The sequence below is a fragment of the Sphingobacterium faecium genome (genome assembly GCF_003054045.1).
Classification (GTDB): domain Bacteria; phylum Bacteroidota; class Bacteroidia; order Sphingobacteriales; family Sphingobacteriaceae; genus Sphingobacterium; species Sphingobacterium faecium.
Genome location: NZ_QBKH01000002.1, coordinates 639,865 through 652,882, shown reverse-complemented (window position 1 = coordinate 652,882; position 13,018 = coordinate 639,865). Strand labels below are relative to the sequence as shown.

The 13,018-nt window shown below is 36.5% G+C and carries 11 protein-coding genes; 4 read left to right on the top strand and 7 right to left on the bottom strand.

The window, feature by feature from the left end:
* Nucleotides 1-96 precede the first annotated feature (96 nt).
* The 4 genes from C8N37_RS07055 to C8N37_RS07040 form a co-directional block, all read right to left on the bottom strand.
* Nucleotides 97-1,812 carry a GMC oxidoreductase gene (locus C8N37_RS07055; RefSeq protein ID WP_108158242.1) on the bottom strand — a complete coding sequence of 572 codons (1,716 nt, stop codon included), beginning with the start codon at nucleotides 1,810-1,812 and terminating at the stop codon, nucleotides 97-99.
* The gene (locus tag C8N37_RS07050; protein ID WP_228115913.1) at nucleotides 1,813-2,313 is read right to left on the bottom strand and encodes a gluconate 2-dehydrogenase subunit 3 family protein; all 501 of its coding nucleotides are present in this window, start codon (nucleotides 2,311-2,313) and stop codon (nucleotides 1,813-1,815) included.
* 89 nt (nucleotides 2,314-2,402) lie between these two features.
* On the bottom strand, nucleotides 2,403-3,053 hold the full coding sequence (locus C8N37_RS07045) for an HAD family hydrolase (RefSeq protein ID WP_108158240.1): 651 nt from the start codon (nucleotides 3,051-3,053) through the stop codon (nucleotides 2,403-2,405).
* 32 nt (nucleotides 3,054-3,085) lie between these two features.
* Nucleotides 3,086-3,724, bottom strand: a complete 639-nt coding sequence (locus C8N37_RS07040; RefSeq protein WP_108158239.1) for a DUF6266 family protein — start codon at nucleotides 3,722-3,724, stop codon at nucleotides 3,086-3,088.
* A gap of 292 nt (nucleotides 3,725-4,016) precedes the next feature.
* Between C8N37_RS07040 and C8N37_RS07035 the strand changes: the two genes are divergently transcribed.
* From C8N37_RS07035 to C8N37_RS07020, 4 genes are all read left to right on the top strand, one after another.
* Nucleotides 4,017-4,628, top strand: coding sequence for a fumarylacetoacetate hydrolase family protein (locus C8N37_RS07035; RefSeq protein WP_108158238.1), 612 nt, complete (start codon nucleotides 4,017-4,019; stop codon nucleotides 4,626-4,628).
* Between the two features lie 6 nt (nucleotides 4,629-4,634).
* Nucleotides 4,635-6,356, top strand: coding sequence for a M23 family metallopeptidase (locus C8N37_RS07030; protein WP_108158237.1), 1,722 nt, complete (start codon nucleotides 4,635-4,637; stop codon nucleotides 6,354-6,356).
* Between the two features lie 36 nt (nucleotides 6,357-6,392).
* Nucleotides 6,393-6,854 carry a thioredoxin-dependent thiol peroxidase gene (gene bcp / locus C8N37_RS07025; protein WP_108158236.1) on the top strand — a complete coding sequence of 154 codons (462 nt, stop codon included), beginning with the start codon at nucleotides 6,393-6,395 and terminating at the stop codon, nucleotides 6,852-6,854.
* Nucleotides 6,855-7,062: 208 nt separating this feature from the next.
* Nucleotides 7,063-8,532 (top strand): glycine--tRNA ligase, encoded by a 1,470-nt coding sequence (locus C8N37_RS07020; RefSeq protein WP_108158235.1) that lies wholly within the window; start codon nucleotides 7,063-7,065, stop codon nucleotides 8,530-8,532.
* Nucleotides 8,533-8,630: 98 nt separating this feature from the next.
* Here C8N37_RS07020 and C8N37_RS07015 read toward each other — a convergent pair whose 3' ends face one another.
* Genes C8N37_RS07015 through C8N37_RS07005 form a run of 3 tightly spaced genes read right to left on the bottom strand, consistent with a single transcriptional unit; the run spans nucleotide 8,631 to nucleotide 12,779 of the window.
* Nucleotides 8,631-10,079 (bottom strand): hypothetical protein, encoded by a 1,449-nt coding sequence (locus C8N37_RS07015; RefSeq protein WP_108158234.1) that lies wholly within the window; start codon nucleotides 10,077-10,079, stop codon nucleotides 8,631-8,633.
* A 59-nt stretch (nucleotides 10,080-10,138) separates the two neighbouring features.
* Nucleotides 10,139-11,875, bottom strand: a complete 1,737-nt coding sequence (locus C8N37_RS07010) for a M64 family metallopeptidase (RefSeq protein ID WP_108158233.1) — start codon at nucleotides 11,873-11,875, stop codon at nucleotides 10,139-10,141.
* 22 nt (nucleotides 11,876-11,897) lie between these two features.
* Nucleotides 11,898-12,779, bottom strand: a complete 882-nt coding sequence (locus tag C8N37_RS07005; protein ID WP_108158232.1) for an AraC family transcriptional regulator — start codon at nucleotides 12,777-12,779, stop codon at nucleotides 11,898-11,900.
* Nucleotides 12,780-13,018 lie beyond the last annotated feature (239 nt).

The window sequence follows — 13,018 nt, the reverse complement described above, 5'->3', positions numbered from 1 at the left end:
AAATTCGGATAATGAATAATCAAGATTGGTTTAAATTAGTATTTTAATTTTAAAGATTAAGCTTTTTTAAAAAAAAAGCTTAATCTTTAAAAGGTATTATAGATTTCCTTTTTTCATTTCTGCTAGGGCATAATCCACCGCACGAGCAGAAAAAGCCATATAAGTTAGAGAAGGATTTTGAGTAGAAGTTGATGTCATTGCTGCACCATCTGTAACAAAAACATTGGGTACCGAATGTATTTGATTCCACTTATTTAGCATAGACGTTTTTGGGTCTAAGCCCATACGCGCTCCCCCCATTTCATGAATGTCCAGGCCTGGAGCTTGACTACCATCATCACGTCGAATATTGGTAAATCCTGCCGTTTTAAACATATCCTCCATCGTATCAAGATAATCTTTCTTCATCTTTGCATCATTATCATCATAATCGACAGCAATATGAAGTAAAGGAACTCCCCAATCATCTGTTTTCTTAGTATCCAATGTTACCTGGCCTGATTCTTTTGGAATCGTTTCTCCCATCATATGGGAGCCGACTTGCCAATTGCCTAATTTCGGATTTAATAAATTATTTTTCAAGGATTCCCCAGCACCTGAGCGATCAGCAGAGGTACCACGATAAGCACCAAAACCTGCCGCATATCCACGAAGAAAGTCCGTTTCTTGTTTATGTAAATTTCTAAATCGAGGAATATATCCCCCACCCGCTGGATTTCTTCCTTCAGTAGTATAATCTTGCAAACCCTCATATTCTGCATAAATTCGGGCACTATAGTTATGAAAAGCAACATATTTGCCCAGAACGCCCGAGTCGTTACCTAGACCATTAGGAAAACGATTGGATTTCGAATTCAACAAAATTAAATTTGTATTGATTGCTGCTGCATTGACAAAGATAATACGCGCATAAAAATCGATTTCCTCCTTGGTATTGGTGTCGATCACGCGAACACCTACAGCTTTACCTCTTTGTTCATCATACAAAATGGAATGAACCACAGAAAAGGGACGGAGAGTCATGTTCCCAGTTTTTGCAGCCCAAGGTAACGTTACAGCATTGGAGCTAAAATAACCTCCAAATGGACAACCGCGTTGACATAAAGTACGATTTTGACATTGTACACGTCCTTGATCAAAATGAATTTGATTGGGTTTGGAAAGGTGTGCACAGCGTGCTGAAATTACTTTCCGCTCTGGATATTGAGAGGATACCGATTGCTTGAAATATTTTTCTACCATATTAAGCGGATAACCCGGTAAAAATTCGCCATCAGGCAATTCGGGCAAGCCATCCTTATCGCCAGCAATCCCTGCAAATTTTTCAACATAATCATACCATGGTTTTAGATCGGCATAACGAATGGGCCAGTCCACAGCAAAACCATCACGAGCTGGACCTTCAAAGTCAAAGTCAGACCAACGTTGTGTTTGTCTCGCCCATAAAAGCGATTTACCACCTACTTGATATCCGCGAATCCAATCAAAAGGTTTATCTTGTACATAAGGATGCTCTTTATCTTTGACAAAAAAATGAGCCGCATCTTCATGAAAAGCATAACATTTACTAACGATTGGATTTTCCTGTTTTATGGCATATGGCATCTCATTGCGATGTTCAAATTCCCAAGGATTCATATTGGTGGTAGGATAATCTTTAATGTGCTTCACATCACGACCTCGCTCTAAAACCAAAGTCTTCAATCCCTTTTCGCACAATTCTTTCGCAGACCAACCACCGCTAATCCCCGATCCAATCACAATTGCATCGTAGGTTCTATCTTTTTGACTGTCTATATTAATATTTGCCATTTACGCTTTCAATTTTACCGCAGCTTGATAAGGCCCAGGAATCAATTTGTATATCAACTTGTTTTTCATCACGTATTCAGAATTTAAATATCCTTGAATAGTCCGATTTTTAAATATCTTAAAAAAAGCAGCTTCATCTCCCTCCTTGTGACCCTCCAAAGCTGTTATAGAGGTTAAAAGCTGTTCTGAAGTCTGCGATTCGGAATTGTCCTTTAATGCCTGCATACCCTTTACAAATACCTGTTGGTTTTCAGGACTTTCGCAATCATCGACCATCTTCATCACAAATAAATGCAAATTCAGTTCTAATCCTCCTGGAGAATCTGTTTTAGGAATAACAATTTCAGCGAGCTTTGCCAAAAAATCTTCATCTGAAGCTGATAACTTAATATTTTGGAGCACAATAGATGCGCCCCCTTGTTCACGAAGACAAGAAGGCAATATGGCGATTCCTCCTGCGATAATAAATAACTGCTTAACAAGGGTTCTTCGATTCATCATAATAAGGTATTCTTACTGCTGTAATATTAAAGATAATATTAAAAATAACAAAGCTAAAACGATTAATTTTTATAAAAAAATACATAAAACTATCTGAGCAGGTCATTAACCTCTTTGAGATCGAATAAAAGATGGTCCACAAAATCCAAGCGATCACGTTCAGCTTTTTGCTTTGTTACAGCAATACATGTCAATCCGGCATCATATGCAGCACGAGATCCTGTCGCGGTATCCTCTACAGCAACGACTTCTGATGTATCAAAACCGGATAATAACAAGGCTTTTTGATAACAAGTTGGATTCGGTTTAGGATTAACAACATCTTCACGGGTTACGAACCATGAAAAATGTTGCAATAAGCCATAATGCTCAAGCATGCGCTCAACGGTTGGCCTAAAATTGGAAGTCACTAAACCCATCTGAATGTCCCTTTCCATCAAAAAATCAATTAATTCTCTTGCGTGTGGCATCAAAGGGATCGTTAACATATCTTGATTTGCATAATTTTCCCTAGTACTTTTCCACATGAATTCTTCCTTAACGTCAACTCCCCAGAGTTCTTTCATCGTTAGTATATTACGGGCCAAAGTATGTCCTGCAAAATACTGAATCCAAGTTTCGAAATCCAAATCAACAGCAAAGTGCTGTTTAAGAATTGGCTTCCATGCTTCAAAATAAAAACGTTCAGAATCTACCAAGGTTCCATCAAAATCAAAAAATACAGCTCTTAAATCTTTCATCCGTTAAAAATAGGCAAACCCTAGGGCAATTCCTACTCAACTATACCGCAATACACCGAATCGGAATTTAAATCAAGGTACGAATCCCATATTCCAAAATATACGTGAATGGGATTTTTCTCGTCAAAAGATCCAATTAACGGTACTGTACAAGAGCCTTGATTAACCTCAGCGACACCAATATCAAGTTGTATAAATTCCTTTGTGTTAAATAATGCGAAGCTCATTTTGTACATTTTATCGATATAATCCGCATTAACAATCCATTTCATATGCAACATTTTGCCATGCCTTTCAACAGAACAACCTGTCGGAGGAGAAAGAGGACCTTTAAAAATAAAAACTTTTTCAACATTGACATAATATTGGCAATCTGCGTCCAATTCCATTGTTTCCTTTAAGATGTGTTGTTGTGCCAATTGAAATGGACCGATTTTGCTTCCCTTTGGAGCAAGATGACGATAGCCATATTGCATTAAAGCTTTTACAGATCCAATAAAATTATTCGCAACCTTCATCTTCTGCTGATTCAGCAACATAGCTTCGGTTGGAGGTTTTCTATTTTTATTTCGAGCACCTCTAATAATATTTTGGCCATTGAGCTTATAGCCATATACTGAACCTACTTTACCTCTAAAAGGTCCATTAGGACCATTTTCTTGAATTGCCATTGGTTTAGATAGTTATTTGGTTTTCAAATCCTCTTACACTCCTCAATACCAAATATATACAAAATTATACATTAATTTAGGTATAAGATATTGTTTAGTTAGTTTTAATAGGGGGTTAGTAGGGGTATACCCCTATTAACCCCCTATTATCCCCCTATTAAATCTCTGTTAATTCTTAATATGGTATGGATTTACCTCGAATCAATTTGAATTACTTTCTACATTTATTAAGTTTGTATATTCCGCACCAAAACTCATATACTCTGGTGCCTTAATTTTAAGATAGATCAAGATGAAAGTTATTGCTATAGGCCGCAACTATATAGACCATGCTAAAGAACTCAACAACCCCATTCCCAAAGAACCCGTTGTTTTCATGAAACCAGATACAGCTTTACTAAAAGACAATAAAGACTTCTATTACCCCGATTTTTCGAATGACATTCATTATGAAGCGGAGATCGTTTTACGTGTCTGTAAAGAGGGAAAACATATAAGTACCAAATTTGCACATACATATTTTGATGCCATCGGATTAGGAATAGATTTTACAGCTCGAGATATACAACAAAAACATAAAGAAAAGGGTTTACCTTGGGAACTTGCGAAATCTTTTGACGGTTCAGCAGTTATCAGTACACTGATACCTAAAGAAAATTTAGGTGATCTTAAAAATCTTGATTTTTCATTAGTCAAGAATACAGAACTTGTACAACAGGGAAATACAAAAGATATGATTTTTTCTTATGAAGATCTAATTGTATATATATCCAAGTTCATTACTTTACGAAAAGGAGACTTAATTTATACAGGAACTCCTGCAGGCGTGGGCCCAGTAATTATTGGTGATACTTTAGTTGGATATATCGGTCAAGAGCAAATGTTTAGTTGTGTCATTAAGTAAGCGATTATGAAGAAATTAAGTTTTATAATCAGTCTGCTTACTATGGCTACGACAACGATACAAGCACAAGATATCATCAAACATCGTCAATATCCACAAAATTATTTTAGGCGACCTATGGATATCGCTCCACAGGCATCTGGTTCATTTGGCGAGTTGAGAGCTACTCATTTTCATGGTGGCGATGATTACCGCACGCAACAAAAAATTAATATACCAGTATATGCTGTAGCAGACGGTTTTGTGTCACGTATTCGTGTACAGATTAGTGGGGGTGGAAATTCGGTTTATGTCGATCATCCTAACGGCTATACTTCTGTATATTTACATTTAGAAAGCTTCAATAATGAACTCAATGCTTTTATAAAAGCAGAACAATATAAACAAAAGCGTTTTGACGTTGATTTATTCTTAAAACCAGGGCAGTTTAATTTAAAAAAAGGACAGCTTTTAGCCAACTCTGGTAATACGGGCGGTTCGGCAGGACCACATCTTCATTTTGAAATCCGCGACACAAAGCAGCAACTTCCTTTTAACACTCAATTATTCGGACTTACCTTTCCCGATGATACTAAACCCATTATTCGAGGTCTAACGGTTTATGACCTGGCAGATCCCATTTTCAATGAAAATACACCACGAAGACACCAGACTGTAAAAGCACTTACAAATGGCAATTATAGCCTTTCTGGTAATGCTCCCATTCCTGTTAATGGCAGGTTTGGTTTAGGGATTAATACCGTTGATAAACGCAAAGGCATTTCCTTTACCTATGGGGTATACTCGATTGAACTGTTTTTGGACAACAAAAATATCAGTACCGTCCTCTTCGAAGCAATTCCATTTGATAAAACACGTGCTATCCATTCGTACATCGATTACCCCTACTGGAAAAAATCAAATGTTCGTGTACAAAAAAGTTTCAAGCAGCCTGGAAACCCTATAGACATCTACTATCAATTAGAAAATAATGGTGTTATGGAGCTCCAAGATGACCAAGTGCATCAAGTTCGCTATGTTGTAAAAGATGTACAGGGTAATGCAACAGAAATAAATTTTGAAGTGCAAAGGGATGCAAACTACGTGGTGAAAAATACTCCATCAAACGCTGGAAAGTACTTCAATTTTCTGCTTGACAATGTATTCCAAGCTGATAATGTAAAGGTTACTGTTCCTAAAAACACCTTGTACGATAACCTGAACTTTACTTATAGCGAGGGTCCTAAACCTGTCAATGCGTACTCGCAACTTCAGCGTATTCATAATAAATTTACTCCTGTATTTGGTTCGTACACATTAAGCATTAGACCAACTGCAGAGCTCACAAAGGAACTTTACAGCAAAGCACTGCTCATGTCCACTGATGGTGGATCTCAAGGAGGAAAATATGAAAATGGCTTAGTGACAGGATCGGTGCGAAGTTTTGGCGATTTCTATATTGCAGTCGATACAATCGCACCAACCATTACGGCTCGTAATTTAGTGAATAATAAAAATGTCTCCGCCCAGAAACAGATCGACTTTACCATTTCAGATAATTTATCCGGTATTCAATCCTTTAATGCCTATATCGATGGAGAATGGGTACTGATGAAGTATGACCCTAAAAATCGTCATATCTGGCATACTTTTGAATCTAATTTAAGTTCGGGAAAACACAACTTTAAACTAGAGGTCAAAGATTGGAAAGATAATGTAAGGATTTATGAAGCCAATTTCACGAGATAATCAGTATCTTGTACGTAAGACTAATAATAATACCATATGGCAACACTAGAAGTAGGACAAAAAGCACCTGCAATAACGGCTAAAAACCAAAATGGAGAAAGCATTTCTTTGTCAGATTTTATGGGCACAAAAGTAATTTTGTATTTCTACCCAAAAGATAATACGCCAGGCTGCACGACAGAAGCTTGCAATTTTAGAGATAATTACCAATCCCTAAAAAAGGAGGGTTTCGAAATTATCGGTGTCAGTATCGATGGAGAAGCATCTCATCAAAAGTTCATCAGCAAACATGAACTACCCTTTCAATTGCTGGTGGATGAAGACCAAAAAATTGTCAATGACTACGGCGTATGGGTAGAGAAAAACATGTATGGCAAAAAATACATGGGGACTGCACGTACAACATTTGTCATTGATGAACGAGGAAATATTGCACATATTATTAAAAAGGTAGATAATAAAAATGCCTCCCAACAAATCCGTGATCTAATAAAATAGAGAGCAGATAACCCTATTGCTGGTTCACAAAAAGCACAGGTGATATCGGCAACTTTGGAAAAACCCTTTTGCAGTAATGATTTCAATTGCTGCAAAAGAGGCTTTTCACACAGATCCTAGTATGCATTCATGTTGTACTAAAAGCTAAATAGCAATATCTAGGCCCTACTATCTAAAATCTAAATACTAATATTTATATTTGCTACTTATGAGCAAACAAACAGACGACTTCTTTAAAAGTATAGTATCACACTCCAAGGAATATGGTTTTGTATTCCAATCGAGTGAAATATATGATGGCTTAAGTGCTGTCTATGACTACGGTCAATTAGGTTCTGAACTGAAAAACAACTTGAAGACCTATTGGTGGAAATCCCTGGTGCAATTGAATGAAAACATTGTCGGTATCGATGCTGCTATTTTCATGCATCCGACAACTTGGAAAGCTTCAGGTCACGTGGATGGATTTAACGATCCCATGATCGACAATAAAGATTCTAAAAAACGTTACCGTGCTGATCAGTTGATCGAGGATAAAATAGCCCGTTACGAAGCGGATGGTAAAACTGATAAAGCTGCTGCTTTATTAGAAGCTTTAAATGTTGCTTTGAACGCTGATGACCTAGCTGGTTTGAAAACTATTATTGAAGATCATAATATCGTTTGTCCTGTTTCAGGAACAAAAAACTGGACCGATGTTCGTCAATTCAATTTGATGTTTGCGACACAAATGGGAGCAATGGCTGATGGTGCCGAACAAGTATATTTACGTCCTGAAACTGCTCAAGGTATCTTTGTTAACTTCTTAAACGTTCAAAAAACTGGCCGCATGAAAATTCCTTTCGGAATTGCTCAGATCGGTAAGGCTTTCCGTAACGAAGTCATTGCGCGTCAATTTATCATGCGTATGCGTGAATTTGAACAAATGGAATTACAATTTTTTGTTCGTCCAGGTACAGAAATGGAATGGTACAACAAATGGAAAGAAACTCGTCTTAAATGGCATTTAGCTTTAGGTTTCAATCCAGATAATTACCGTTACCACGATCACGATAAATTAGCACATTACGCTAACGCAGCAGTGGATATCGAATTCAACTTTCCATTTGGATTTAAAGAAGTAGAAGGTATCCATTCTCGTACAGATTTTGATTTAAAACAACACCAAGAGTTCTCTGGTAAAAAAATGCAATATTTTGATACCGAGATCAATCAAAACTATATCCCTTACGTGGTAGAGACATCGATTGGTTTAGATCGTTTGTTTTTAACGGTATTATGTAATTCATTGGTTCAAGAAGATCTTTCTACAGATGAGAAACAAGATTCACGTGTTGTATTGAAATTTCCTCCAGCGATCGCACCGGTAAAAGCAGCCATTTTACCTTTAACCAAGAAAGATGGTCTTCCAGAGAAAGCGCGTGAGATTATGTCTGTTTTGAAATTAGACTACAATGTCCAATATGATGAAAAAGATTCCATTGGTAAACGTTACCGTCGTCAGGATGCTATCGGTACACCGATCTGTATCACAGTTGACCATCAATCATTAGAAGACAACATGGTTACTATTCGTCACCGTGACTCAATGCAACAAGAGCGTGTAGCAATTGCCGACCTACAACAATTCGTTTCTGACCTCGTAGGTTGGAATACTTTATTAAAAAAAGTCTTATAATGATATCAAAGATATAAAAAAGGGTGTTTCTTCATAGAAGAACACCCTTTTTAATGATTTATGTGGAGAAGAGCCTAATCCACAAGAACTTGTCAATATTAAAAATCTACATCCACCTGACCATTCCATGTTTCATTCTTTCGAATGATAAATCCCTGGATGGGGTCAAATCCCTCGAGCAACAAACCTTTAAAAAGAACTTGCATATTGTTTTTAACATCAGTACTCAATTCAAATGTTCGAATCGGAACTCCTTCAGCAAATACTTTCAACTCATACTTAATAGATCTATTGGTATCGTGGAATCCCATAAATTGATTAAAATAAAACTTCTTATTATTCGTTGTAAAGTTTGGTTCTATCAGCAGGACACTGGCATCCATTTGGGTATTGCTGCTATTACTAAAGGGGTAATAATAAAAACTAGGATGTTTTTGCTGAATGCGGATACTATCAATTTTACTCAAATCTTCCACATCCGTAAATTCTACATTAATTTCACTAAAGATCCGATCTAATGTCAATACCCTTTCCATAGCGTTGTTCACCTCAAATGTATCCCTTACAGCATAGATCTCCACTTCCTTTTCCAGAAATGAATTGCTCATATAAAAACCACTTCGGTTAGCACTATTTGCAAAAATAATGGGACTGTTGGAGTTTTTGGTAACCAAACTCAAATAGTATGTCCCGACAGGCAGATCAATTTCAAAACTTTCTTGGGCAGAGATTCCCCCTTGTTTAACCAATGCCTGACTTTCAGAATTATAGATATGATAATAGAGCTTATTTTGTAAAACTGATTCATCTGTGATTCCCGTTATCATTAAATTGTCCATTTTAAAGGTGCCGGTAGTTGGATTATAGATGCTGCCCGTAGGTCGTGTACCTTCAAATAAACGCAGACGAATCCAAACATATTCCTTTCCTAAAACGGGTATTGCTGTTAAGGATTGAGTGACTGGCAGTTTTGCAACACCAGTATTTGCTAACTCTATCGGATAATGAATGGTATCTGAAAGTTTGGAAAAGGACAAACCTCGATCTGTTGAATAATCAATCAATAATGCACGTGGTCCAGTTCCTGAACTATTGACATCCATACTTAAACTCTGGATCGATGTAATTCTTTGCACAGGAAGTTTTAAGAGAATTGACTGTGCACCTCTAAAGTTGATTGATTTACCAGTGGTGGGCCATCCAGCTGTAAAGCTATAATCAACTTTACCATTATTATAATCAATGATAGGTAATGGATTGATTGCTATAGTAGGATCAGTATTACCTAAATCAAAAGTCCACTGAAATAGAATCTCTTCTTGTGAACTTCCTGTCGCTTTTCCGGAAGCTAATTTTTTCACGCCACTGGCCTTTTGCAGTGGCGTTACTATACTTTCAAAATCTTTAATCTTGAATTTTACAGCGAACACATTTTCTTCTAATTCATCTGAAATTTTCTTATTCTTTTGACATGATGAAGCAGCGGCTAATAAAAAGATGAATACTAAAGAAGATATGCTCAAATTAAATTGGGCATTCTTTTTCATAAAATATCTAAGGTTAGTTACACAATAACAACTTTAAAGATACTTATTAGTTTTAAATGTTAAAATTTAGGAATGATGATTTCTAATCTTTCGCTGCGACATGTTGTTAATTTATTAACTTTTAGCACATATACTTTTGATTTAGTGTTTGATTTATTCAGGATAAATTGATTGTTACTTCCCTTTGGACGGACATATTCACCATTAAAGTCATCCCATTCATACAACAATGTACCATCTTCGTTACACCATAAATAATTGTAACGATCATCAGATTTTTCCTCTAAAGTAATGCGGATTTTACCTAATTTCTTATCAAACTTTACTTTGGCACCTTTAGGTTTTTCAACCTTATCAAAAACTTTAACTAATACTTTGCTTCGAGGAGATTTCTTACCTTTCCACACACTTTCGACGAAATAACTTGTTGATTCCTTGACTTCATTCACACTCACATTAGCTCCAGAAGCAAAAGGAGTTTCCAGCTGATTTTCACGATACCAATTGTATGTCAATCCGCGACTTGCCTGTTTGATATTCAATACCTGTCCACCATTAAAACAGGTCTCCAACGTATCTCCCCAATTGGATAACGGGGTGCTAAGTTCACGATCTTTATTATTGGTAATCGACCATACTGTTTCGTACTGATGAGCATGATGGGAATCGATCCGAACTAAAGAAGTCGTATCTTTTACAATCGCTTTTAATTGATTGTGTCCCAATTGAAGCATCCCCACATTCAAATAAATCGAATCGATGTTTTGATCAATTAAAAGATCGTTGAGATACCATTTCACATCCAATGTATTGGGAGATGGTTTTAATAATTTTAGCGTGAAAACAGACATACTACTATCTGCATCTATTAATTTACTCGCTACTGGCAAGGTAGCGACGATTGGATTCGTCTTCTGGTGTATGGTTTCCACAAAAACTTCTTGACATACCGCACAAAATGGAGCTACCAAATATTGCATTTTACAAAATTCATGAGGTCTAAACCAAGTAGACTTTGATCCTGTTCCGCCATAAGCATACACGCCAATACCTTGCATACCCACCCAATGCTTCCAAGGCACTTTTGTTGGATCTGACTCTTGGCTACGATTGGGTCCCTCTATGGCATACTGATTACCAGCCCAGTACTCATCTGCCAGAATAGAGAAAGAATGACCGATCTCATGTACTGCAATATCATTGCTCATAAAGTTAACTGTAGCAGTCGCATACTTACCACCAGAACCTCCATAAAAAGGAGAGTTGACCAAAATTACAACTTGTGTATAATTTGGAATATGATCTTTCAACACCTGATCGATGATCCGATATTTCTGGGGAACGACCAATCGATGTAATCCTCCATTATCAAAGCTACTTCCAAATATGGTATTGGGAGAGGCGACGGGAACTGGATATTTTTTTGTAAACTTATTAAATCGCACAGGATATTCACTCAAATCTGTATGACCATGCACGCAGTCACTCGCGCTACAGGCATGTGTGGCTCCAGATTCTGGAGAAGGTGTTTTGATCGCAAACACATTAAAATAATTACTGTATTGACGAAAAGGTTCTGTCTGAAAGAAATAATCCGTGAAACGTTTGGCATCTTCTTCAAAATCTGTCAATTGTGCTTGTGTATAACCATCGCCTAAGATTACGAGGTTCACCACCTTTTGATCAGTTCCTTGATACTGCAATGTATCTATGGCATAACGTTGTGCAAAACAACCAGGAAAGAAAAAGAATGAAAAGAGAAAACTTAAAAATAGAGGTTGTAATTTGATTTTCATTAATATAAGGTATTGATGAGCATTAATTCATGTCTTTTATTTTATGTTGCACCAAGTATTCACTTGGAGAAAGTTTGGTGATTTTTTTAAATACGCGATTAAAATTGACCACATTATTAAAACCTGTTTTAAAAGCGATATCCGATACATTTTCTGACAGACCATGGATTAACATCTTACAGGCTTGTTCGATGCGAATTTCGTTAAGAAAGGTGATATAAGTCTTTCGCGTATGTTTCTTAAAATATTTACAAAATGCATGCGGTGTCATATGAGCAACTCCTGAAATATCTTCTAGTGATATCTTTTCCTCAAAATGCTTAAATGTATATTGGAAAATCTCATTAATACGTATGCCTTCTGCATCAGAATACTTTTTCTGTGGAATTCCGGTATAAAGCGATGTCCAAAGATCTACTTTTTCAGTAAGGTAATCAATCAAACTAACAAATGCCGTTAACCGCTCTAATCCTTCTGTTTCATTAATCTGTAAGAATTTTCGTTTGATCGCAGGATTTGATCCTGCATCTAACTTTTTACTCACATTGATATTTTCCAGGAAGAAACGAACTTGTTCTAATTCTGGTAGCTGTAAAAAATCCCTGAATCTCGTGTAGTCGAAGAATATATGAATGGCATGAATTTGTTCTTTTAATATGGGATCAGGAATCAATTCCGAACGTTGAAACATATGGGGTTCGTTGGCATCCACAATATAAATTTCATCTTGTTTGAATTGATGGGTAAAATTGCCAATCAAAAAAGTACCCTCACCTTTTAAGATGTATGTCAGTTGAATTTCTTTATGTCGATGATAGTTACTGTAGAACTCCACCAACAGATCCTCTTGTACACAAACAGAGCCCTGGTTTGGAACAGGAACGGTAAATTGAACAACTTTCATGATCAAAAAAAACTAAAAAAAACAGATATTGTTTAATTATTCAAATTTAAACAATATAATAGACAATAATCGTAAATCCTTCTATAATTTATTTTTTGCTTTTGTATGAAACCAGACAACGTTAGATCTGCCCTCACGTATTCCATAACTGTTTTTAATGAATCACCATCCGTCCACATATACTAGATTCTATTTGATCCCTCCTCGTTATCTCAAATAGTGTATTAGGAAGCAGATTG

Coding starts and splice junctions, on each gene's coding strand:
- C8N37_RS07055 (WP_108158242.1), bottom strand. CDS start 1,812: ATGGCAAATATTAATATAGACAGTCAAAAAGATAGAACCTACGATGCA.
- C8N37_RS07050 (WP_228115913.1), bottom strand. CDS start 2,313: ATGATGAATCGAAGAACCCTTGTTAAGCAGTTATTTATTATCGCAGGA.
- C8N37_RS07045 (WP_108158240.1), bottom strand. CDS start 3,053: ATGAAAGATTTAAGAGCTGTATTTTTTGATTTTGATGGAACCTTGGTA.
- C8N37_RS07040 (WP_108158239.1), bottom strand. CDS start 3,724: ATGGCAATTCAAGAAAATGGTCCTAATGGACCTTTTAGAGGTAAAGTA.
- C8N37_RS07035 (WP_108158238.1), top strand. CDS start 4,017: ATGAAAGTTATTGCTATAGGCCGCAACTATATAGACCATGCTAAAGAA.
- C8N37_RS07030 (WP_108158237.1), top strand. CDS start 4,635: ATGAAGAAATTAAGTTTTATAATCAGTCTGCTTACTATGGCTACGACA.
- bcp (WP_108158236.1), top strand. CDS start 6,393: ATGGCAACACTAGAAGTAGGACAAAAAGCACCTGCAATAACGGCTAAA.
- C8N37_RS07020 (WP_108158235.1), top strand. CDS start 7,063: ATGAGCAAACAAACAGACGACTTCTTTAAAAGTATAGTATCACACTCC.
- C8N37_RS07015 (WP_108158234.1), bottom strand. CDS start 10,079: ATGAAAAAGAATGCCCAATTTAATTTGAGCATATCTTCTTTAGTATTC.
- C8N37_RS07010 (WP_108158233.1), bottom strand. CDS start 11,875: ATGAAAATCAAATTACAACCTCTATTTTTAAGTTTTCTCTTTTCATTC.
- C8N37_RS07005 (WP_108158232.1), bottom strand. CDS start 12,779: ATGAAAGTTGTTCAATTTACCGTTCCTGTTCCAAACCAGGGCTCTGTT.